At 66.0% G+C, this 21,897-nt stretch carries 9 protein-coding genes and 2 pseudogenes; 6 read left to right on the top strand and 5 right to left on the bottom strand.

The genetic code is table 11. The features are described from left to right. Nucleotides 1-575: 575 nt before the first annotated feature. The 4 genes and pseudogenes from AC07FA_RS18315 (at nucleotide 576) to AC07FA_RS18300 (ending at nucleotide 5,898) form a co-directional block, all read left to right on the top strand. The gene (locus tag AC07FA_RS18315) at nucleotides 576-3,020 is read left to right on the top strand and encodes a helicase associated domain-containing protein (RefSeq protein ID WP_479076588.1); all 2,445 of its coding nucleotides are present in this window, start codon (nucleotides 576-578) and stop codon (nucleotides 3,018-3,020) included. 70 nt (nucleotides 3,021-3,090) lie between these two features. Beyond that, a complete protein-coding gene (locus AC07FA_RS18310) occupies nucleotides 3,091-3,480 on the top strand; it encodes a hypothetical protein (RefSeq protein ID WP_479076586.1) in 390 nt (129 codons plus the stop codon). A 510-nt stretch (nucleotides 3,481-3,990) separates the two neighbouring features. Beyond that, complete coding sequence (ku, locus tag AC07FA_RS18305; RefSeq protein ID WP_479076585.1) at nucleotides 3,991-4,944, top strand: non-homologous end joining protein Ku; 954 nt, start codon at nucleotides 3,991-3,993, stop codon at nucleotides 4,942-4,944. 4 nt (nucleotides 4,945-4,948) lie between these two features. Further along, a pseudogene (locus tag AC07FA_RS18300) lies at nucleotides 4,949-5,898 on the top strand (ATP-dependent DNA ligase). A gap of 71 nt (nucleotides 5,899-5,969) precedes the next feature. Here AC07FA_RS18300 and AC07FA_RS18295 read toward each other — a convergent pair. Next, nucleotides 5,970-6,356 carry a hypothetical protein gene (locus AC07FA_RS18295; RefSeq protein ID WP_479076584.1) on the bottom strand — a complete coding sequence of 129 codons (387 nt, stop codon included), beginning with the start codon at nucleotides 6,354-6,356 and terminating at the stop codon, nucleotides 5,970-5,972. 496 nt (nucleotides 6,357-6,852) lie between these two features. On the opposite strand from AC07FA_RS18295, the pseudogene istA reads away from it, so the two are divergent. Then, a pseudogene (gene istA, locus AC07FA_RS18290) lies at nucleotides 6,853-8,448 on the top strand (IS21 family transposase). Next, nucleotides 8,448-9,203: an IS21-like element helper ATPase IstB gene (istB, locus tag AC07FA_RS18285; RefSeq protein WP_479076583.1), complete on the top strand. Its 756-nt coding sequence runs from the start codon at nucleotides 8,448-8,450 to the stop codon at nucleotides 9,201-9,203. The pseudogene istA and the gene istB overlap by 1 nt, the downstream one beginning before the upstream one ends. Before the next feature lie 18 nt (nucleotides 9,204-9,221). On the opposite strand, the gene AC07FA_RS18280 is transcribed toward istB, so the two are convergent. The 4 genes from AC07FA_RS18280 to AC07FA_RS18265 form a co-directional block, all read right to left on the bottom strand. Next, the gene (locus tag AC07FA_RS18280) at nucleotides 9,222-9,554 is read right to left on the bottom strand and encodes an ankyrin repeat domain-containing protein (protein ID WP_479076620.1); all 333 of its coding nucleotides are present in this window, start codon (nucleotides 9,552-9,554) and stop codon (nucleotides 9,222-9,224) included. 634 nt (nucleotides 9,555-10,188) lie between these two features. Then, nucleotides 10,189-10,611: a hypothetical protein gene (locus tag AC07FA_RS18275; protein ID WP_479076581.1), complete on the bottom strand. Its 423-nt coding sequence runs from the start codon at nucleotides 10,609-10,611 to the stop codon at nucleotides 10,189-10,191. 107 nt (nucleotides 10,612-10,718) lie between these two features. Next, nucleotides 10,719-17,321: an RHS repeat domain-containing protein gene (locus AC07FA_RS18270; protein WP_479076580.1), complete on the bottom strand. Its 6,603-nt coding sequence runs from the start codon at nucleotides 17,319-17,321 to the stop codon at nucleotides 10,719-10,721. 236 nt (nucleotides 17,322-17,557) lie between these two features. Further along, nucleotides 17,558-21,265, bottom strand: coding sequence for a laminin G domain-containing protein (locus tag AC07FA_RS18265; protein ID WP_479076579.1), 3,708 nt, complete (start codon nucleotides 21,263-21,265; stop codon nucleotides 17,558-17,560). Nucleotides 21,266-21,897: the final 632 nt, after the last annotated feature.

The following is a 21,897-nucleotide window of genomic DNA, read 5'->3' as shown; positions in this document are numbered from 1 at the left end:
CCCCGCGGAGCGGGTATCCATGCGCTGCGCGCATGGCAGCGAAAGAATTCGCTCCGCGAATTCATAAAGGCGCTGCGCGCCTTTATGGAAAGCGCTTTGCGCTTTCTTGAATTCACGCTTCGCGTGAATTCGAATTACCGCAAGCGGTAATCCTTTGGTCTCTGCGCTTCGCTCCGAGACCGGGCGTCCGCTTCGCTCCCGCCTACCGGCTCCGCCGGGCAGCAACGGGGAAGGGTGACGGTGCATCATGCCGTCTGCCGGGTAGGATCACGGATGGGGTGTCACCACTGGATTGAGGCCGGCCCCAGTTGACGCACCGCCAGGAGATGACCTCGGGGCCAGTCGAGGAAACCACCGATCCCCGCCCAGAAGCGGTACTGATCAGCGCGCAATCGATGCACTACCTGCCCTAGTTGGGCAGAGTGTAGCACGACAATCGGCCGTCGTGGGCTGCAATGAGACAACCTTCATTCGATGTGATGCATCTTGCTGTATCAGCATCGTGCATCAAGTGATGCACGGGTAGCATCACGAACGAACGAGCACTCCTCCCCTGGAACTGGAGACGATCAGTCATGGCCGATGGAATTACGCTTCGTCCGCATCAGGCGGAGGCAGTGGACGCGATCGTCGCCGGTCTGGAAATCCGGCCTGGCCAGCGTATCCCGGCAAGGGGATTGCGCGGTCAGGTGCACGCGGCATGCGGAACGGGAAAAACGTTCATTGCTGCTGGTGCGGCGCAGCAGATTTCACCGCATGGCCGGGTTCTCGTTCTCCTTCCGACGCTGGAATTGCTGGCGCAGACGGTGCGTGAGTGGCGGGCTTTCGGGCGGTCGGGGCCGATGGTGGCGGTGTGCTCGATGGAGGATGATCCGCGCTTGTACGAGCTGCGGGTGCCTTCGACGACGAGCGCCCCGCAGCTGGCTCTGCACTACGGCAGCGGACCGGTGACGGTGTTCGCGACGTACGCGTCGCTGCCGGTGCTGATCGAGGCTCACAAGGGCTCCTACGGCCTCCCGATGGACGTGTTCGACCTGGTGTGTGTGGACGAGGCGCACCGTACGTCGGGGTCGCTGGGGAAGGCGTGGGCGGCGGTGCACGACCAGGAGCTGATTCCGGCGATGCGGCGGTTGTATCTGACCGCGACGCCGCGGATCTGGATGGAGCGGCCGCCCAGGCGGTGGGAGCGTGGGGCGGGGCCGGCGGCTGTCGATCCGCTGCCGGAGGAAATGGCCTGTTCCATGGCAGATGAGGCGATTTTTGGGCCGGTTCTGTGGTCGATGTCCTTGTCGGATGCGATCACCCGTGGACTGCTCGCGCGGTATCAGATCGTGGTGGTGGAGCTGCGGGACGAGCGGCTGACTCTGGAGCGGTTGTACGGGGAGGAGCGGAACGAGGAGCACGTGCGCGGTGAGCGTCTGGCGGTGCTCCAGGCGGCGCTGCTGGAGACGATGGCCGAGCACGGGCTTCAGCGGTGCATCACGTTCCATCACCGCACGATTGAGGCCCGGGCGTTCTCCGATGGGCTGGGGCGGATCGCGGGCCGGCTGCACGCGACCGACCCGGAGCGGCATCCGAAACGGGTGTGGTCGGGGTGGCTGTCGGGTGAGCACGAGCCGGAGATGCGGGGGGATGGGCTGCGGCGGTTCGGCGGTTGGGCCGGGCGTGCGGTGATGTCGAACTGCCGGGTTCTGGGTGAGGGTGTCGATTGTCCCAGCGTGGACAGTGTTGCCCTGATCGATCCCAAGGGATCGGCGGTGGATATCGTCCAGGCTATCGGGCGGGCATTGCGTCAGAAGCCGGGTCAGGACAAATTGGCGACACTGATTGTGCCTGTTTTTCTCGGGCCGGATGAAACTCCGGAAGACATGCCGTATTCCGGTTCGTATCGGCCTTTGATGAAGGTGCTTTCCGGGCTTCGGGCGCATGATGAGCGTGCCGTGGAAATGCTGGCTATTCCACAGGAGGACTCGAAACGTACTCAGCTGACGTCGTCGTGGCTCGGTAACGCCCCGGAGGGTGACGACGAGGAGGAGCAGCGGTTGCTGCTCCGGTTCGGGGCGCATCGTGATCCGGTTCTGGTGGCGCGGATGGTGCAGTACAACCTGATCGAGCCGGAGCATGCGAACTGGAAGGCGGGGCACCGGGCGGCTGTCGCGTACTGGAAGCGGGAGGGGGATCTCGCAGTGCCGTACAACCACGTCGAAGGGGCGGACAGCCGGGGTGAGGGTGGGTTTCCGCTGGGGCGGTGGCTGTCGGATCAGCGGCGGGCGATGCGGGCGGGGACGATGCTGCCGGAGCGGGCGGAGGACCTGGAGGCGCTGGACATCGTGTGGGACCCGGCGGACGCGGCGTGGGAGGAGAATCTGGGTGCCGCTCGTGCGTATTTCGAGGCGTACGGGACGCTGGCCGCTCCGGTGACAGCCGCGATGATGGACCGGCCGATCGGGCAGTGGCTGGCGAACGCCCGCAAGACGGGCGGGCTTGGGAAGGACCCGGAGCGGGCGCAGCGGCGTGCGGCACAGTTGGCCGCGATCGATCCGGATTGGAACCCCGACTGGCCGGTGGACTGGCAGCGTCACTACGCCGCCCTGAGCGGCCTTGTGGCGCCTGGCAGCGTGCTTGGGTACGTGGAGCCCGGGTCGATGGTGCACGGGATGGACGTGGGCCGGTGGGTGGCCGCGCAGCGGGAAGGCTGGGACCGGCTCGTTGAAGGGCAGCGCGAGCGCCTGGCCCAGCTCGGCATCAAGCCGGCGGAACGGGCTCCGGGCCCGGCCCGCAAGGCGCGGTCGGGGCGGGGAGCGTCGGGCGGGGCGTTCCAGCGTGGCATCGCCGCGCTCACCCAGTACGCGGAGCGGGAGGGGAAGGTCGTCGTACCGAGGGCTCACGTCGAAGATCTCCCCGACGGACCGGTCAAACTGGGGGTGTGGGTCAGTAACACCCGTTCCAGGCGCGGGGGGCTGAGCGAGGAGCAGTGCGAGCAGCTGGCCGCGCTCGGGGTGGACTGGGCGGTGGGGTGAGCATCACGGTGCTTGCCGGGTAGCGTCCCGAACGGACGCTACCCCCGGCCGGGGTGCTCGTTGATCGGGAATGAGCCGATCACCACTCCGCGCCCTGGCCGTGGGCATCACCGCCGCCGCACTACTCACCTCGATGCAGGCGCCCGCAGAGGCCGCCGCTTCCGCGTGCACGCACCACGTGTCCGGCCCTCAGGTCTGCATCTCCACCACCGGGGAGTCGGGCAGCGCCAACCCCGGCAAGGTATGGACGTCCTGGACCAACCCGCCCAGGGACCGTACGCGTGCGACGGTGCACATCACCGAGCCCGGCGGCCTGACCTACACGATCATCGCCCACCGCCGCAACGGTCAGCTCGTCGCCTCCGTCGTCCCCGGCCGGCTCATGGACAACGGCAAGCTCTGCGCCCGCTACCAGGGCAGCTCACGCACGGCCTGTGTGCAGATCATCAACCGCAACTGACCCGTTGGTCGCGCCAGTTGGCGAGTTGAGCAGCATGGCCCCCGCCCATGGGTGGGGGCCATGCTGTGCCGCGGATATTGATGACCCTCAGCCCGGCGTGGGGTGGCACGGACAGCGGTCCCGGGATGGCTGCCTCAGCTCCTGGTCGGACCGTTCGGTGGCTCGACGTCCTCAAGGCTCATTCAGCGCCTTGTCACTCCTGCCCACTGCCTCGTCCAGCCCGGGCGCGGCACCTCATGCCTCCTGGGGGCTGAGCAGGTATGCCTGGGCGTGTGCTGCGGACGGCCTGGTGGACCACGGCGCGCACCGCTGCCGGATTGAGGTCCTCCAGGCCGCTGTGGGCGCGTCCGGCGAGGCGGTGGGTGATCATCTCCGCGACGTCGTCCCCCTCGCCGTGCGGATCGGTCCGGGCTGCGTGAGGATCGGAGTGCGGGTGGTGGCACAGCCGCGCTCGCTTCTCGCGCGCTGCCGGTCCGTCTTCCGGCTCGCACCGCCAGGAGGTAAAAAAAAATGCCGAGGCCCCTGTGGAGCGGTGCGATCAGCTTCGGGCTGGTCACGATCCCGATCAAGGTCGTCTCCGCGACCGAGGACCACACGATCCACTTCCACCAGGTGCACCTGGAGGACATGGGCCGCGTCCGTACGCGCAAGGTCTGCCAGGTGGACGACGAGGTCGTGCCGCAGGAGGAGATCGGCAAGGGCTACGAGATCTCCAAGGACCAGACGGTCCCGGTGAGCGATGACGAGCTCGACCAGATGCCGCTGCCGACCGCGAAGGCGATTGAGATCGTCGCGTTCGTCGACGCCGGCACGATCGACCCGATCCGGATCAGCGACTCCTACTACCTCGCGATCGACGGCCAGGTCGCCGCCAAGCCCTACACGCTGCTGCGGAAGGCGCTGGAGCGCTCGGACAAGGTCGCGGTCGCGAAATTCGCCTGGCACAACCGTGAGCGTCTCGGTCTCCTGCGCGTGCGGGAAGGGGCGATCGTCCTGCACAGCATGAAGTGGCCGGACGAGATCCGCAGTCCCGAGTCGCTCGCCCCGAAGCAGGTGGACCTGGACGAGGAGGAGATCGAGCGGGCCGTCCAGCTGACCGACACCATGGCGCTGGACGACATCAGCGGCTTCCGCGACGCGTACCGCGATGCCCTGGAGGAGCTGATCGAGGCCAAGTCGCAGGGCAAGCCCCTCCCCGAGCCTGCCGAGGGTGAGGAAGCGACGTCCGGGAAGGTCGTAGACCTGATGGCCGCGCTGAACGCGTCGGTGGCCGCGGCGAAGGAGTCCCGCGGCGAGGACGAGAAAGATGGCGGGCACGCGACGGTCCACGCGATGCGGCCCAGCAAGAAGAAGGCGCCCGCGAAGAAGACCACCGCCGCCAAGCCGGCGGCGAAGAAGACGTCCGGGACGGCGAAGAAGGCCTCGGGCAGGAAGACGGCGGCGAAGAAGCGCAGTGCCTCCTGACCCCGTGACGGTCCTCCCCCGGATTGCCCCGATGCTCGCCACCCCGGGCCCCCTCCCGCCCCCGGCGCTCCAGGAACGGTTCGGGTTCGAGGTCAAGCAGGACGGCCAGCGGGCCATGATCTACCTGCCCGGCGACGGGAGCGTGATCCTGCGCTCGCGGTCCGGAGCGGACATCACCGCGGCGTACCCCGAACTCGAAGCCCTCGGCTCCGCCCTTGGCCGGCCCGCTGTCCTGGACGGTGAGATCGTCGCCTTCGACGACCAGGGGCGCAGTGACTTCGAGCGATTGCAGTCCCGGATGGGGCTCGCCGGCTCACCCGCGAAAGCGGCCCGGATGGCACAGCAGGTACCCGCCCACCTGATCCTCTTCGACGTGGTCGTCCTCGACGCGAGCCCCGTCACGATGCTGCCGTACGCCGAGCGGCGCGGTGTCCTCGAAGGGCTCGGGCTCACGGGGGCGCACTGGTCGACTCCCGCCTCGGTCGTCGGCCACGGGACCCAGGCTCTGGAGATGACGAAAACCGCAGGCCTCGAAGGGCTCGTGGCAAAGCGGCTCGGGTCGGTGTACGAGCCGGGTGTCCGCTCCCGATCAAGATCCGTCACGTCCGGACCCTGGACGTCATCGTCGGTGGATGGGTGCCCGGCCGCGGCCGCCTCGCCGGCCTGCCCGGCGCCCTGCTCCTCGGAGAGCACGGCCAGGACGGACTGCGGTACGCGGGAAGCGTCGGCACCGGCTGGAGCGACACCGAACGCGTCACCCTGGCCGGGCTGCTCCAGGCCGCCGCGACCGGCCACTGCCCCTTCACCGATGCGCCGGCGGTGGCAGGAGCCCAATGGGTGCTGCCACGCCTCGTCGGCGAGGTCCGCTACGCGACCCGGACCCGGGCCGGGCGCCTGCGCCACCCCTCCTGGCACCGACTACGCCCCGACCTCACCCCCGACGACATCACCTGACCCACTCCCCTGACCGGACACGGGCCGGAGCCGTACCGCCAAGCCCTGCGTGCAGGCCGCAGACGATCAGGTCATGATCGATCGATAATCTGCACACAGGCCGTGCGTGAGCTGCCCTGGTAGCGGGCGCAGAGCTTGCCGTTGTCCATCAGCCGTCCGGGAACGACCGACGCGACAAGCTGACCCTCGCGACGGCGGGCCGTGATCGCGTAGCTGAACCCGCCAGGCTCCGTGATGTGCACCGTCGCGCTCGTGCGGCCCCGGGGCGGGTTGGTCCAGGCAGTCGACACCTTGCCCGGGTTGGCGCTGCCCGACTCCCCGGTGGTGGAAATGCAGATCTGCGGGCCGGAGAAGTGATGCGTACAGGCAGAAGCGGCAGCCTGAGCAGGCACCTCCAAAGAGGTGACCAGCGCCGTAGCGGTAACGGCCACGGCAAGGGCACGAAGTGATCGGCTCATACAGATCAAACGACCCCGAAGAGCAACAGTCGCGGGCTGGCGGCACGAACCGGGATTTACTCGTGCCCTCGCCCTTCCCTCAACTGGCGGCGCACCATATACATCGACATGTGCCTCTTTCCTACTATCGAAGCATGACGAGCTATGCCACAGCCCTGGATTTGAAACCTCAGCGCAAGCCGTCGTTTAGCGACGACAACGTTCCCGGACTCGTCGCCGCCCAAGACGTTCATGCCGTGGAGTGGCCTGATCCCCCGACCCCCGGCGATGAACGTCCGGTCCGGCTTCGGCTTGGGGGTTGTGAGCGTTCACGTTTTTCCCCACCACGGGTGGTTTGAGCGTCACGTAATTCCCCATCCCGAATTCTCCTAATTCCCCAGGGGTACGACGGAGTTCGGGATCGAGGGACCTGGTCATCGCGAAGGCGCATGGTCGGCCCTGGGCCTGTGGTTCGGATGGCCGATGGGCAGCCCGGATGGCGAGGAGAACGTTCGTCGTGGTCGACATCACCGAGATCTATGTCCACTGGTACGCGGGCCGCTCGAAGAGCGAGCTGGCCGCGTCGCTGGGGGTGGACCGCAAGACGATCAGGAAGTATTTGGAGCCGGCGGAGGCGTCCGGGATCATCCCGGGCGGGCCGCCGATGCGGGAGGCCGACTGGGGCAAGCTGATCAAGAGCTGGTTCCCGGAACTGTCCGACCGGCGGCTGCGGCAGATTACGTGGCCCGATATCGATCAGCACCGCGATTACATCAAGAATCTGCTGGGGACGGTGACCGTCTCCACGATCCACCAGCGGCTGCGGGACGAGCACAAGCTGGACGTGTCGATCTCCTCGTTCCGCCGGTGGGTACATGCCACGTTGCCCGATGAGTCGACAAGGTCGCAGGTCACGGTCTTGCGCGATGATGTCGAGCCTGGCTCGGAGGCTCAGATCGACTACGGCCACCTGGGCCAGTGGACCAATCCGAAGACCGGCAAGCGGCACCGGATCTGGGCTTTCGTGATGGTGCTGCCGTGCTCGCGGCACATGTTCGTCCGCCCGGTTCTCTACCTGCACCAGCACGCCTGGACCGAAGCTCATGTCGCTGCCTTCCGCTACTTCGGTGGCGTCCCGCGCCGGCTGGTCCCGGACAACCTGCGGACCGGGGTCGACAAGCCTGATCTCTACGATCCGAAGATCAACAAGGCGTATGCCGAACTCGCCACCCATTACGGGGCACTGGTGGATCCGGCCCGAGCGGCAAGGCCCAAGGACAAGCCGCGGGTCGAGCGGCCGATGCCCTACATCCGGGACTCGTTCTGGCGGGGGCGGGAGTTCACCTCTATCGAGCACATGCAGGCCGAGGCCATCACCTGGAGTCAGAAGGTGGCGGGCCGACGGCAGTGCCGGCCGTTGCAGGGCGCCGCGCCGATGGCGGTATTCGAGGCCGTCGAAGCCGAGACATTGCTGCCCCTGCCGCCCACTCCGTTCGTCCTGGCCCGCTAGTCAACGGCGGTCGTCGGGCCGGACATCCACATCAAGGCCGGCCGCACCCTCTACTCGGTGCCCTGGAAACTGATCGGCCGACGAGTCGACGTCCGCTCGACCGCAACGATGGTGCAGGTCTTCCTCGACGGCGACCTGGTCAAGACCCACGCCGCCCTTGCCCAGGGCAAACGCACCGACAGGAGCGACTACCCGCCGGAGAAGATCGCCTTCCAGATGCGCACGCCGATCTGGTGCCGGACCCAGGCATCCGAGGTCGGGGACGCCTGCCGGACCGTGGTCGACCAACTGCTGGAGGTCAACGCGCTCTACCGGCTCCGCGCCGCCCAAGGGATCGTCGGGCTGAGGAGGAAGTACGGCGAGACCCGACTGGAGGCCGCCTGCGCGAGGGCGATCGCGGTCGGGGATCCGTCCTACCGCACCATCAAGGGCATCCTGATCGCCGGCACCGAGACCGATCCGGAGCCCGAATCGAGCGGGGACGCGGGAGCCGCGGCCTTCCTCCACGGGCCCCAGCGGCTGTTCGCCTCCGTCGCCCCGTTCGAGACGGCGGACGAGATCCACGACGACCAGGTCCACGGCGAAGCTGAGGAAAGCATCTGATGAGCGTGATGGACACCGCCCTGCGCGAGTCGCTGAAATCCCTGCGACTCTCGGGAATGCTCGAAACCCTCGATGCCCGCCTGGCCCAGGCCCACGGCGGCGAACTCGGACACCTGGACTTTCTGCAGGTCCTCTGCCAAGACGAGATCACCCGCCGCGAGACCGTTGCCTTCCAACGGCGCCTGGCACGGGCAAAGTTCGAGCAGCAGGTCACCCTGGAGGAGTTCGACTTCACCGCCTCCTCGAAGCTCCCCGCCGCCCAGATCCGAGATCTCGGAGCCCTGCGCTGGCTCCACTCCGGGGAGTCGGTCATCCTCTTCGGGCCGGTCGGGGTCGGAAAAACACACGTCGCCCAGGCCCTCGGCCACCTCGCCGTCCGCCAGGGCGCCCACGTCCGCTTCGCCAAGACCAGCAGGATCCTCGCGGAGCTCGCCGGCGGCCACGCGGACCGCACCTGGGACAAGCGGATCCGCGAACTGGTACGGCCCGACGTGCTCATCCTGGACGACTTCGCCATGCGCCAGCTCAGCGCGGCCCAGGCTGACGACCTCTACGAACTGGTCAGCGAACGGCAGGGCCGATGCCTGATCATCACCAGCAACCGGGCGCCCAGCGACTGGTATCCGCTCTTCCCCAACCCCGTCGTCGCCGAGTCGCTGCTGGACCGACTGATCAACACCAGCCACCAGGTCATCATGAACGGCCCCAGCTACCGCCCCAACAAGCGGCCGAAGAACCCGACCGCCAAGCCTTAAGCAACCAGAGTCCGTCTTCTAAAGACCGCTTTTGCTGTCCCCACGAGTGAGCCAGGCTTCGAAGAGAGCGTCAGCAAGCCAGTGCCTGCTGACGAAGGCCAGATGATGGGCTGACACTCCGGTCCCGCCATGCGAACGACGTGTGGGATCTGCACCTTGGGACAGCAGGAAGCACGTGGCATCCACGTGGAGGGGCTCCCCGGTCTGGATGTGTCCGTCGATCTCTCCGTCGACAGCCCGGTGCAGGAGTGTGAACCCGTTGTACTCCTCGTGGATGTCAGCGCCTGCCGCCAAGAGGTCGCGAAGATCCTCCAGCCGGTCCTGTTCGACAGCCAGGTGCGTCGGTGGCATCTCCATTACTGCCCCCCCCTTCAGCGGAGATCATCTCAGGCCATGGCCATGGAACGAGATGAGAGTAACCGACCACTTCCGCGGACCTGTTGCGCCCTCATCAGGCAGCGGAGTCTGGGGAATTACGTGAACTTACCCCTGGGGAATTACGCGATCGTCCACAATCAAGACAGTGCGCCGACGGGTTTTCCCCGTCGGCGCACTGCTGTCTACAGCTCTTCGTCACGCCAGCGCTCGTACTCGTCGTCGAGCTGCTGCAGGTCTATCTGGCGGCCACGCAAACATCGACCCACTCAGTGACCAGGGAGTGGAACGTTTCGAGCTGGCCGGGCCGAAGCGTTTCGTGGACGGCGACGAAGGCGAGGAGCCTGTCCGCTGACTAGCAGCCCTGCCGGACTCCGGCTGACAAGCAACTCCGACCGTCCCGACGAACCACAGCAACATCCCGGAGGTGTGGAACCCCCGGCGCCCACCCGACGCGACAGCCGGGCCGCCAACCTGCCCCAGCCCACGCAATTCCGCACCTCGCAAAGACAGAGCCCCCGTCAGCGAACCGACGAAGACTCATGAACTATCGAGGCTAACGGGGTAACCGGTCACCTCTCCGGACAGAATCACCACCGAGGAATCAAGGCTAACGGGCAGTAGAGTCCATTATCATTACGTTCCCTTCATTATCCTCAATCTCGCCCCACAAAACAATGCGGCCCTCATATTTTCCCACCGAAAGCGTAGTGTAACATCGGTCGGAAAAATCAAGGAATACCACACTCGCACCCAGGCTTTCCCTGCTATGCCAGACGCCCTTGCCGGATTTTTCGCCGACCCCTTGAGAATCGACATCGAGACACTCGAAGTATTCCGCAAAAACACCATGTGCCACAAAATTCCCACCTGCATTCAAAGTCAGGCGAGATTCCTGAAAACGCCAATCCCCAGTAAGGGATTTCGCATCAATAATTTGCGCTCGCGGAATCCTGTCGCTGGAGTCCTGGAGGGTCGTACACGCTGCACTAGAAAGCACAAGACCTAGGATCCAAAATTTACGCCACATCACACCACTAGGATACTTCACTCTATTTCACACTCCACAACAATTTCTGTGAGGCCAGTAGGCGCCTGATGTCGGGGGCCGAGTTACTCGACCCCCGACCCCCGCATGCGTCAGTGGAATTCTATGACCGTACGGAATGTGATGGTCATATCATGAACTCGACCCGCACCGCCAGCGGTGATTATTCCATCGTTATCGATCCACCTCTGCACGAAGCGCTCGGATGGCGTTCCGTAGCCGGTTGCTATGTGAGCAAAAGAGGATGCAGTCATCGAATTCCTGATTGTCATCCGTGCCTGAATTCCGTGCTGGTTCGCCCTCAGGATCTCATACTTGGCCGTATAGGACCCCATGGCTGCCGTTGCGACGTTTGCGTCACCCGTGGCCATCGACTTCGCATCACGGGCAAATTGCCCATTCGCGTCACCGTTCGCCGCTATAGAATTAGATGGCAAACGACCACTAGTTTTCCCCTCTTCCTTGTATCTCTTTTCAATTTCATCTCTTTGGGAGGCTGTCACATCCGACATCATCACTTGTCGGGCAACTTTACTGTCTTCCCCGTAGGTCGCGTCCCTATCCAATAGTCCGAGAGCCCACTTGAGACCAATCTGCACGAGTCCGTCGCCACCGCCACCGAGAACTGCGTCTTCAGGATTACAGCTCGTCGAGATCGGATTCATGGAGCATGCGCGCAGATCCTCGTAACCAGGAGCCGCAATCATCGGCGGCACGTACGGGAGGACGACCGGAGCTGGCCCGACAATGGATCCATTACCTAGAAAGGCTGTCCCGCCGGTGAAGCCTGTCCCACTGGCTCCGCTACCGCTGCCACTGCCACTGCCACTGCCACCGCTACCTGTGCCGCTGCTCGGTGGGGAGCTGCTGGGCTCATCCGGCCTCCCGGTGGTGTTGCCCGGCCGGCACTGGCCGCTGCCGTCATCTTGGCAGGTCCCTGTGGGGTCGGAGTTGGTGACAGGACTCTGGCTCGCGTAGCTGTATCCGTTGAGCGTCTGGTGTTTGTCGACTTCGAGGATGGGGTCGACGCTGATGAATTGCCCGATGGTGGGGTCGTATTCGCGGGCGCCGATGTGGGTGAGTCCGGTGGTTTTGTCGTCGGTCTTGCCGAGGAAGGACTTGTCGTCGGGCCAGGTGCCGGTGGTGGTGCCTCGGGCGGAGCCGAAGGGGGTGGTGTAGCGCTTGGTGAGGGTTTGCGCGGTGTCCGCGGTGATGGCGATGGAGCCGGTGCTGTGGCGATCGGCGGTGAGGAAGCTGAGCTTCTCGGTGCCGGTCTCGTTGGAGCGGATGGCGATGGTGGAGCCGGCCGCGCTGTAGTAGCGGTTGGCCCACTTCTTGCCGGACTTGAGGTGTACCTCGGTGTCACCGAGGTACAGGACGGTTTCCCCGGAGGTCGCGTTGTCGCGGCGGATGAGGAGTTCACCGTCGGCGTCGTAGACGTAGTCGGTGGCGGTGGTGCCTTCGGTGAGCTTGACCGGCTTGCCTTCGGCGTTCCACTGCAGGGACTGGGTAGTGCTTGAGCCGGCCTTCTCCACGCGGGTGGTGGTGTTGCCCGTCTTGTCGTAGCTGTACTGGGCGGCGACTCCGGTGCAGGTGGAGCCGGTGGTGGTGGCGGTCAGCCCGTGGGGGTGGGCCGGGTCGTTGTAGCAGTAGGTGCGGGTGACCGGGGTGCCGGTGTTCTGCTTCTCGGTCTGGCGCTGTCCTGCGCGGTTGTAGGTGTAGGAGGTCCAGTAGGGGGCCGGACCGCCAAGGTTGGCGGTGGTGCGGCCTGTGCCGGCGCAGTCTGCGGTCTTGGGGGTCCAGGCTTCGGTGACGCGGCTGTAGCCGTCGTAGGCGAAGCACTGGTTGTCGGTGCCGGTGCCGATATCTGCCCGGTCGGTGATGGCGGTGACGTTGCCCGCCTGGTCATAGCTGTAGTTGAGGTCCTGGACAGAGCCCCGGGTCTGGTCGTCGGTCGCCGCGGTGAGCAGGCGTCCGGTGCCGGCCTCGTAGGTGTTGCGCTGGAAGACCCGCTTGGTTCCGGCGGCGGTGGAGGTGCCGAGCTGGAGCTCGGAGACCTGGCCGAGGGACGTGTAGCTGGCTCCCAGGAGATACCCGGAGGCGCCGGACAGGCCGGTGATCAGGCCGCTGTCGGCGTTGTAGTCGGCGGTGACGGTCTCTGCGGCAAGGCCGCCGCCAGCTGCCGTCTTGAGACTCTTGAGCGTTCCGTCGAGACGGTAGGCGACCTCGGTGGTGCTGGTTGCCGTGACCGCGCCGGAGGTGACCAGGGCATCAGTGGACGGCAAGGCCACCGTGGTAGCGGTGGCGCGGCCCAGGGTGTCGTAGGCGGTGACCTGCTTGGTGTAGGCCTTATTGCCGGGCTGTCCCTTGCCTCCCTCGTAGCGGGTGGAGGCGACAAGGAGCCCCTTGGCTCCTGTGATGCTGTCGAAGGCCCACTCGGCCTGGAGGTTCGCGTCCGTGCGGCTGGTCTGCCACTGCTTCGTCTTGCGGCCGAGCTCGTCGTACTCGTAGAGGAGGACCTTGTTCTCGGAGTCGGAGGTGGAGTCGATCTGGTCGAGCTCGGTGTAGCCGGTGGTCGCCTTACCCTTGTCAGGGTCGGTGGCTGTGCGCTGACGGCCGAAGAGGTCGTAGGTGTAGGACCACTTGGTGTCGTCGATGCCGGTGATCGTTTCCTGCTTGCCGTCCCGGGTGTAGGTGTGGGCGACACGGCTGTACGGGGTGCCGAGGGTGGCGCCGTACTGGGTGTCGTCCGGTTGGGTGCCGGCGTAGGTGCGGGTCTCCTTCAGCCGTCCCAGGACGTCGGTGATGGTGCGGGTGGCGTTGCCTCCGGCCGGCGCCGTGGTGGCGGTGGAGTCGCCGGTGTACGTGGTGGTGGTGTCCCACTTCTTGACACCGTCGACCATGAAGGTGGACTTGGCGGCGCGACCGGCCCCGTCGTAGTCGGTCAGAGTCTGGGAGCCGCTGCCGTAGGGCACCTTGGCGTAGGTGCTTGAGGGGGCGTTGTCCTTGTCGTAGACATCGGCGTACGTCTCGTAGGCGAGGCCTCGGGAGTCGTAGCGGGTGTCGGTGAGGATGCGGCCGCCGTTCGGTGAGGGGCTCTGGGACTGGACGGGACGCAGCATCGAGTCGAGGAGTGCGTAGACGGTCTTGTAACTGGTGCCGTCAGCTTTGAGGGTGGCGACCGAGGTCCAGGGGGCCTTGTTGCGCTCCAGGCCGTAGGCGTACTTGGCACTGGGGCTGTCGCCGCCGGACTTGGAGCGGTTGGGCATCCAGGTAGCAGTGATCCGGCCCAGCGCGTCGTAGGTGTTCTCGGTGCGCTTGAGGTTGGCGTCGAGGCTGTAGTTGACGGTTGCCCGGGAGGGGTCGAAGTAGGTGCTGCTCTGGTGGGCCTGGTTGTTGGAGGCCAGCTTGGGCTTGGTGACCACCAGCGTGGCCAGCGGGCCGGCGGCGGCCGGGTAGTAGGCGGTCGTGGTGGTGCGGCCCTTGGCGTCGGTCACCTTGAGCGGACGGCCGAGCTTGGCAGTGGCGGTGTCGTACTCGGTGGTGGCAACGGTCTGCCAGCCGTCGGAGACGGCGGGGTCACGGTCGGCGGTGCCGTTGGCGGCCGGGTAGGCCTGGGCCCGTCCGGTCCAGGTGGGCAGACCCAGAGTGGGCTTCTGACCCGGGGCCCAGCCGGTGACGGTGGAGCCGGCGGTGTCGTAGACGACGGCAGTGTCGGACAGGACGTCGCCGTTCTTGTCCTTGCTTTCCACGAGGGTCGGCAGGGTGAGCTTGTCGTCGGTGTCGGCGCATGCCTTGGCGACCGTGCGGGTCCGGGAGACCAGATTGGTCAGACCGACATCGGTATTGCGGGCGTACCAGGTGCGGGTGCAGGTCTCGTCACCGGTCGCCGACCAGTTGCCGTGGTCCTCGGTCTTGGTGACCATGCCATACGTGTCGTCGAACGTGTTTGAGACGGCGGTGACACGCCAGCTGTTGCTCGCGGTGAGCCAGGTGCGGCTGTAGGTGCGGGCTGTGCGGATGTAGTGCGCCTTGACGTGGGCGTACGACTTCTGCTGGCTGGCGGTCTGCTTGGCCCACAGGTTGTTGAAGTCGAAGGCGATCGGGGTGCTGCCGTTGTAGGTGATCCGCTGGCGGAGCTGGCCGGCCCAGTAGTCGGTGTCGGTGGCATCAGGCATGTCGGCCGACGGCAGGTCGATGCCGGCGACCGTGGCGGTGCGGGTGGTGCCGTCCTTCTTCTTGTCGCCGTGCATGCCCTGCATGTAGAGGCTGGCGGTCTTGGACTGGGTGCCGCCGACTTCACCGCTGGTGGTGGTGACCTTCTGGTATCCGCGCCAGGAGGACCAGGTGCGTTCCTTCTCCTTGGTGAAGGGGTCGTCGTTGTAGTGCCAGCCGGGCGTAGCGTAGGAGTACTGGGACTCGGTGCCGGGGTTGCCGGTGGCGGGGTCGTTGGTGGTGACGGCGAGGACGCGGTACTTGTGGAACCAGTCCAGTGCGGGGTCACCGCCGTTGATCGGCCAGTAGACCGGGTAGCAGGACTTGTTGTTGTTGTCCTCGGCGGCCGGCATGTTGCTGCCGCGCACGCACTCGGTCGGCGAGATCGAGACGGTGGTGAGCGCGCCGGTCTCGGAGGTGATGTGCTCGATGCGCGGACGCGTCAGCGGCAGGACGTCATCACCGGTGGAGTCGACACGGTTGGGACGCTGCTGGTAGGTGAATTCCACCGGCGGCGCGCTGACGGCCGGGGTGGCGGTCCTGCCGGTGCGGACCAGCTTGGTCAGGACCAAGCTCTGGTCGGAGCTGTTGTCGATGTCCTGGCCGTCCCAGAACTCCTGGGTAAGGGCGTAGGAGTCGACCGGCACGTAGGCGTCCGGTTCGGCGGCACGCGACCACGAGTAGGTGTCGATGTCCGTGAGCCGCTTACGGGTGAAGAACGCTGGTCCGGTGCCCTTGCAGTCCGTCTCCGAGGAGGAGCAGATGGTATCGAAAGGGACGTCGGGCCAGTTGTCGGCGGTGTCCTTGGTCAGCGAGGAGCAGTCACTGGCGGTGCAGCGCTCCTTGTAGGTGTAAGTCACCTTGCCGGAGGGCTGGCCAGTGAACAGGGTGTCGGCGCGCTGGCCGTAGCGGATCTCGTTGAGGTAGCCGCCCCGCGTGTAGGAGGCGAGCTTGGTCTTGTCGCCGTTCTTCGCGTAGTGGTTGGTCTCGGCGGTGTACCAGTAGGTCGCGGCGTTGCCGTGGATGTCCTGGACCAGGTCGAGGTTCCAGCGCCAGGCCTGGGTCTTGGACCGGTCGGCGAAGGTACTGCCGGCGCTGTAGCCGGGCTCACCGCTGTCGTCGCCGTAGACCGGGGCAGTCCACACCGAGTTGGTGCGCTCACTGCCGGCGCCCGGCAGCTTGTTCAGGCCGAAGGTATAGACAGTGCCGTCACTGGTGGTCACCTGCCAGTACTCGCCGGTGCCGTCGACGGAGTCGCCCTCGTCGGCGTTGTCCGCGCCGGTCTTGTGGACGACCTGGGAAGCGTCGTCGTTCTTCAGCCTCCATACGCCGCTGGTGTCGTCCTTGACCAGCTCGGAGGCCTTGCCGTTCAGGACGAGGGAGGCGTTCTCGAACTTCCAGCACTGGTCGAACTTGTCACTCTGGCCGTCGTCCTCGCAGGAGCCGTACTTGCGCTCGATGTAGGAGGAGGTCAGATCGAAACCCTCACCGACCTGGGAGCTCTGGTTGTTGGTGTTCGCGGTGCGGCCGTCGATGCTGCCGGAGTCGTACGACAGGGACAGCGACGGGACGGGGCCCGCGGCAACCGGGGGAACGGTCAGCGGATATGACCAGGAGAAGGCACCCGAGGAGGCCCCCGCCTCCCAGGAGGAGGAGGCCGACAGCGCGGTCGCCTTGAAGTCCCCCAGGCCGGAAGCCGAGGTCTCGGCTGCGGCCGTCAGGGCGAAGACAGTGGGGGCAGAGGTGACCGCCGCCTTGTGGGTCATGGTGCGCGCACCGTCGGTGTCGGCGATGGCGATGGTGGTGCGAGCGGTAACCGTCTGGGCCTCGGGGTCGTTGACCGACTCCATCGAAGTGGCAGTGCGGCACTCGTCCTTGTCCGGGGTGGTCAAGACACACGAGGGCAACTGGACGAGTCCGAGACGACCGGCCCAGTCACCACCGATGGCGGAGGCGAACCCGGAGTAGTCCACCGTGACTTTGGCCGTGCCGGGCTGCTCGGCGGCGGCGGTGAACAGGACACCGGTGATGCCGGCCCTATCCGCGGCCTTCTGGTCAAGGACGGTGATGTTCGCGGTGCCACCCGCCCTGGACCGGGCCTGGCGGGAGGACTTGTCGGATACGACGGCGTCGACGGTCACTGGGCCGACCGGCTTCGCACCGGCGGCATCCAGGTCGGTCTCAGCAGACGACTGCTTTGGCCATGCGGCGGCGGCACGTTCGGCCTCGGCACGCTCGAAGCTGCGGCGATCGTCCCGCTTCGCCGATGCCACCTTGGCACGGGCCTTGGCCGCGCCCGGAGTGGTGGTGTTCTTAACCCTGGTGGACTTCACGTCGGACACACCGGGGCGGCCAGGGCGTTCGGCCGCCACGGCGAGAGGAGTCAGGGATGTGGGCACCGACAGCGCCGCCGCGAGAAAGACAAGCAGTGCTGCTCGTCCGGCCCGGTGGCGGGACGGTAGTGAGGAACTTTTGAACATGCGCTCTCTCCGGGAGAAAAGGGCAGGAAATACCCCGCGCCGGCCGGCACGGGGATGAGGAGAAACAAGACCGCGATGTTTGACCGTCGGGGCAGACAACTGCTTCGGCGCATCGCGGCGACAGGTGGGGGCCCTCCCTCTCCCGCTGTTGAGCCGGAACCGGCAGGGCAAGGGCGCCACAGCAGGAGAGGTGTGTGTTCCCCGGGCCGCGGGCCCGGGGAACACACGTCGGTCGGTCAGTAACCGACGACTTCCGCGACCTGGGTTTCGTCGGTGACAGCACCGGCCCACAGGCGGATATCGGTGATGCGGCCGGGCAGGTAGTTGCCCCAGACGCTGCTCAGCCAGCCCTTGCCGACCGCGAGTTCACCGGTACCGGCCTCGGCGGTGTAGGCGAGCCGGTCACCGTGGATCTCGCTTCCGACGTAGAGCGTGATCTGCCCTGTCCTGGAGTCGTAGGTGCCGACCAGGCCGACGGGGGTGTCCAGCGCAGCCGGAGTTTCGCTGGCCACAGAGGTTCCGGTGCCGTCCGCAGTCAGACGGCCGAAGTACCAATGGCCAACCGGAACGATCTTCGGGGGAACTGGACTCCCGTTCTCGTCCAGGACGGGGTTTTCGTCCTCGTCGAGGACGGGCTCGCTGTTAGTGCCGGTCTTCTCGAACCACAGCCCCCAAGAGGAACCGCTGGCGGTGCGCTGCCCCAGGATCTGGACGCGGTATCCGATGGGCTTGGAGGCCAGCGCCGAGGTGGTCACCGCGACCTCGGTGGCGACGGTGAACGAACCGGTGTCGTCCACTGGCCGTCGCGGAGCTGTGGCCGAACCGGTGCTGCCGTTCAGGAGAAGCCCGGTCCCGTCCAGGGACGCCCCGGAGCTCAGCGTCATCGTGTTGCCGTAGTCGGTCAGATCGGTCAGTGAGGTGGCTCCCGAAGGGGCGGCCTCGGGGTTGTAGTGGGCGACAAGCTCGGCATAGGCCTTGCCGTTGATGTCCACTGGGTTGGCGTCCCTGGCGATGTCGCCGTCCGTCTTCGCCTCCTGCCACACCGTGACCTCGTCGACCTCCCCGGGGAAGTGGTCGACGTAGCCGCCCTTGTACTTCACCCTGCCGATCTGGAGCGGACCGGAAGACGACCATGCCCCGGTAGTGAGGTCATCAGAGTTCTGCAGGACGCCGTTGACGTACAGACGCAACTTCTTGCTCTGGGTGTCGACGACGCCGGCCAAATGCGTCCAGACCTTGGCCGAGACCGCCTGCTTGCCGTCGGCCCGCTGGTTGTCCAGCGAAGTCGAGGCCGCGTCGGCATCGGCAAGCCGGAAGCACCAGCGGTTGACGCTCTCGCAGTAGCCGAGGAAGAAGGGACTGTAGTACGTGCCGTCCTGGCCGAGCACGGTGACGTTGTGCCCTGTGTTGTCCAACCACACCCAGGCCGCCACGGTGTAGGACGCCTGCGTCTCCAGTACCTTTCCGGAGGTGGAACCGTAGGCGGAGTTCGCCAGCCACAGCCCCTTGTCCTGACCGGTGGCCGTGGTCTCTCCCATCACGCCGTTGGTGATGGTTTTCTCGGTGACCACCCCACGACGACCGTTCGAGGTGCGGGAGGCTCCGGTCAGGGTCACATCGTCACGCAGAGCGGCGCTCGTGGCGGAGAGGTCGTAGCCGACACCGGAGGTCTCGTTGAACGACCACTTACCCACCGGACTGGCGCCCTCACCGACCAGGAAACGGACCGTGTTCTGCCCGGGACGGTTGAGAGAGTCCTTAGTCAGCACGTCGAGGACGACCGTACCCGAGTCCGTAGGGACGATGTCCTCGGTGACCGTCGCACCCGACTTCCAAGGCCGCCAGGCAGTGTCACCGGTCAGCTTGTAGGCGTAGGCCACGTTCACATCACTACTGCCGGCAGCCGGGCCGAAGGTCACCCGCCCCGCAGTACCGGGCTTACCACCAGGTACACAAGAACCGGGAAGGCAGGCGGTGTAGACGGAGTTGAAGGTGATCGACGGCGGCTTGGGTGCCGCGCTGTCGATAGTGAAGTAGCAGTAGGGCGAGGCATTGCTCCCGAGATAATTCTCATACGAGGTGTCATAGTAGGAGCGGGTGTACGCGGAGTAGCGGTACTGCTTCCCGTCTGTAAGAGCCTTGTCCCAGACCTTGTTCTGGTCAGCTCCGTCACCGACGTGGCCGCTGGTGGGCTTAAGTGAACCGGTAGGGGGCTCAGGGGAGTCCGACCAGGTGCCGTCGGTGTTCTTCACATCGATGTCGAAGTAGGCGCGGAGCATCGCGCCGCTCTCGCCGCCGGAGGCGGTCTGCGGAGTGGCCGCCAGATTCGGTGTCGGGTCGGACCAGACGGTCGGCTTGGCGGGGTCTTTGCTGCAGACCTGTCCCGTGCCTGTCTCGAAGCCATACTCGGTGGGAACGGCGGCCCTGCTGACGTAGATGACCCTCAGCACGGCGTCGTCGTCGAACCGCTTCCAGGCCACGGAGTCAGACTCGTCCTTGGCTTTGAGCATCAGAGTGAGCGTCGAGAACTTGCCCTCGGCGAAGTCCTTCACCGTCGGGGTGAGGTTCTCGTCCGGCTCGGGGGCATAGTCGCTGAAAGTGACGGGAGCACGAGGCTGGGAAGGGTCGCAGGCGCTACCGCGGCCGTGCGACACGTTGCGGTCGCCCATCTGGTCCCAGGAATTGTCCGACTTCGGACCGCCCGGTCCCGGCCACTTCGTGGACGCGGAGATGCCGTCGGTGCGCTCCAGGTCCACCCAACGGGCATCACAGGAGAAGGACCACGTCTCCGTCACGGTGAACTCGGCGTCCAGGACATGCTTGCCCTTGAGGTTGCCGGCGGTGAACTCGTAGTACATCCGGTTGGTGTAGTGCGTGCCGGTGGTGCAGTAGTACGACGCACCGCCGATCACGGCGGAACCGCAACGTCCAACACTCATCCCGTTGTCGCCACCGGAGAAGTTGTAGAACACATCGCCGTCGGAGGACAGCACGGTCCGTTCCGACTTGGTCGCATTGACCGCAGGGTCGATGTACACAGGGAACTCAGCCGGAGCGGTCTGCTCGATCAGTTCGGCATCGGGGGTAACGGTCAGCGAATCCCGGGAGACAGCAACGCCCATCACCGCTGCCTCGTCACCGTCGCCAGGGCCCGCCAGCGGGTCGCCTTCCTCGGCCGGTGCCACCAGGGTGGATCCGGCAGATGTAGAGGCTGTGGGGGTGGCCGACGCAGTCAGCGGACGGACCGCGAGGGACTGCGTGCTGACGCCCTCCTCCGCCGTGTCACCGGCGGAGTTCCACATCTGGGCCGTGGGAGACCGGAAGACCACCTGACCGTTGCCGTCCAGGGCCTCCATGGTGCCCACCGCACCCGTACGGATGGTCAGGCCTTCGGCGTCCATGGAGTACTCGATGGACTTCAGCTCCGGATTGGCCGCCGCCTCGGGCGTCTCTACCTCCAGCACCTGCCGGAAGCCCTCCACCGTGGCCGTCATGATCAGGTTCACATCGGGCAGCACGTTCTCGTAGACCGCGCGTTCACCATCGAGCCTCGGCGCGGGAAGCGTTCCGGGCCACCCCAGGGAGACCGTCTGACCGTCCTCACCGATGGTGACAAGACCGGCCCCCTCGCCACCAGGAGAGAAGGTGAGGTCAACGGTCGCAGCCTTCGGGCCGATCGAACCGTCGGACCGCTTCACCAACGTCGCGTCCGGCTCCTGCCAACCACCGCCGGGCGTCTCCACGCGGACCGGAGCGATCGACTTCTCCAGCGTGAACGTCGCACCGTCCGGGTTGGCATAGGTCGTCTCGTACTCGGTCCGCTCCTCTACGACCTCAACCTGCTGCCCTGAATCAGAGGCCTGCGCCAGGGCGCTCTGGCCAGGGTCCTCCGCCGAAACAGCTTCAAAGGCCGATGCCTGCGCGGAGGGCGCCGCTATGAGCACCGGAGTGCCCGCGAGGAGGGCCAGGGCTGTCAGCGAGGTGAGGATTCGGCGTTTCCCCCCACCATGACCCCTTTGACCGTAACGCAACGTTCTCACAGAATCCCCATGCTTGCTTCAAAGGATCAATCAACGTGCCACATGCAACAGTCACGATTTCCCCAGGTCAATGGCCGTTACGGAACCGGAACTTCGCATCCCGCCAAAGTGCATGCCGGGCAAGTGTGAGGAGAATGCGAGAGATTGTCGGGCAAGGCGGCCTAGTTCTGGGACAAACCCGGCCGGGAGCCGCACAATGCCCGCTACGTTCACACCCGTTACAGGTTCGACGGCTGAAAGGGCTCCGGATTGACAGACAACCCCGGGGTGACCGGGCAATGCGCATGGTCCCCCTGCACTGCACGGGTGCTTCGTTTCTGCTGGCCGCGCGATACGTTGAGCCGTACATGCAAGGCGCGCAGCAGGATGTCGAGCGGTGGGATGGGTGGTTCAAGGACTTCACGCGGGGTTGTGGTTCCGGGTGGAGCCACGGCTGACGCCGCGGGCGGATCTGCAGGCCCTGCTGGGCCCGGTGGAGCAGACGTACACCTGACAAATCGCCGCGAATCTGGGACGCACCGTGAGGGGCCGAAAAC

It is taken from the genome of Streptomyces sp. NPDC045968, assembly GCF_056430475.1.
The sequence above is the reverse complement of the archived record's forward strand: the minus strand, read 5'-3'. Positions and strand labels throughout refer to the sequence as shown.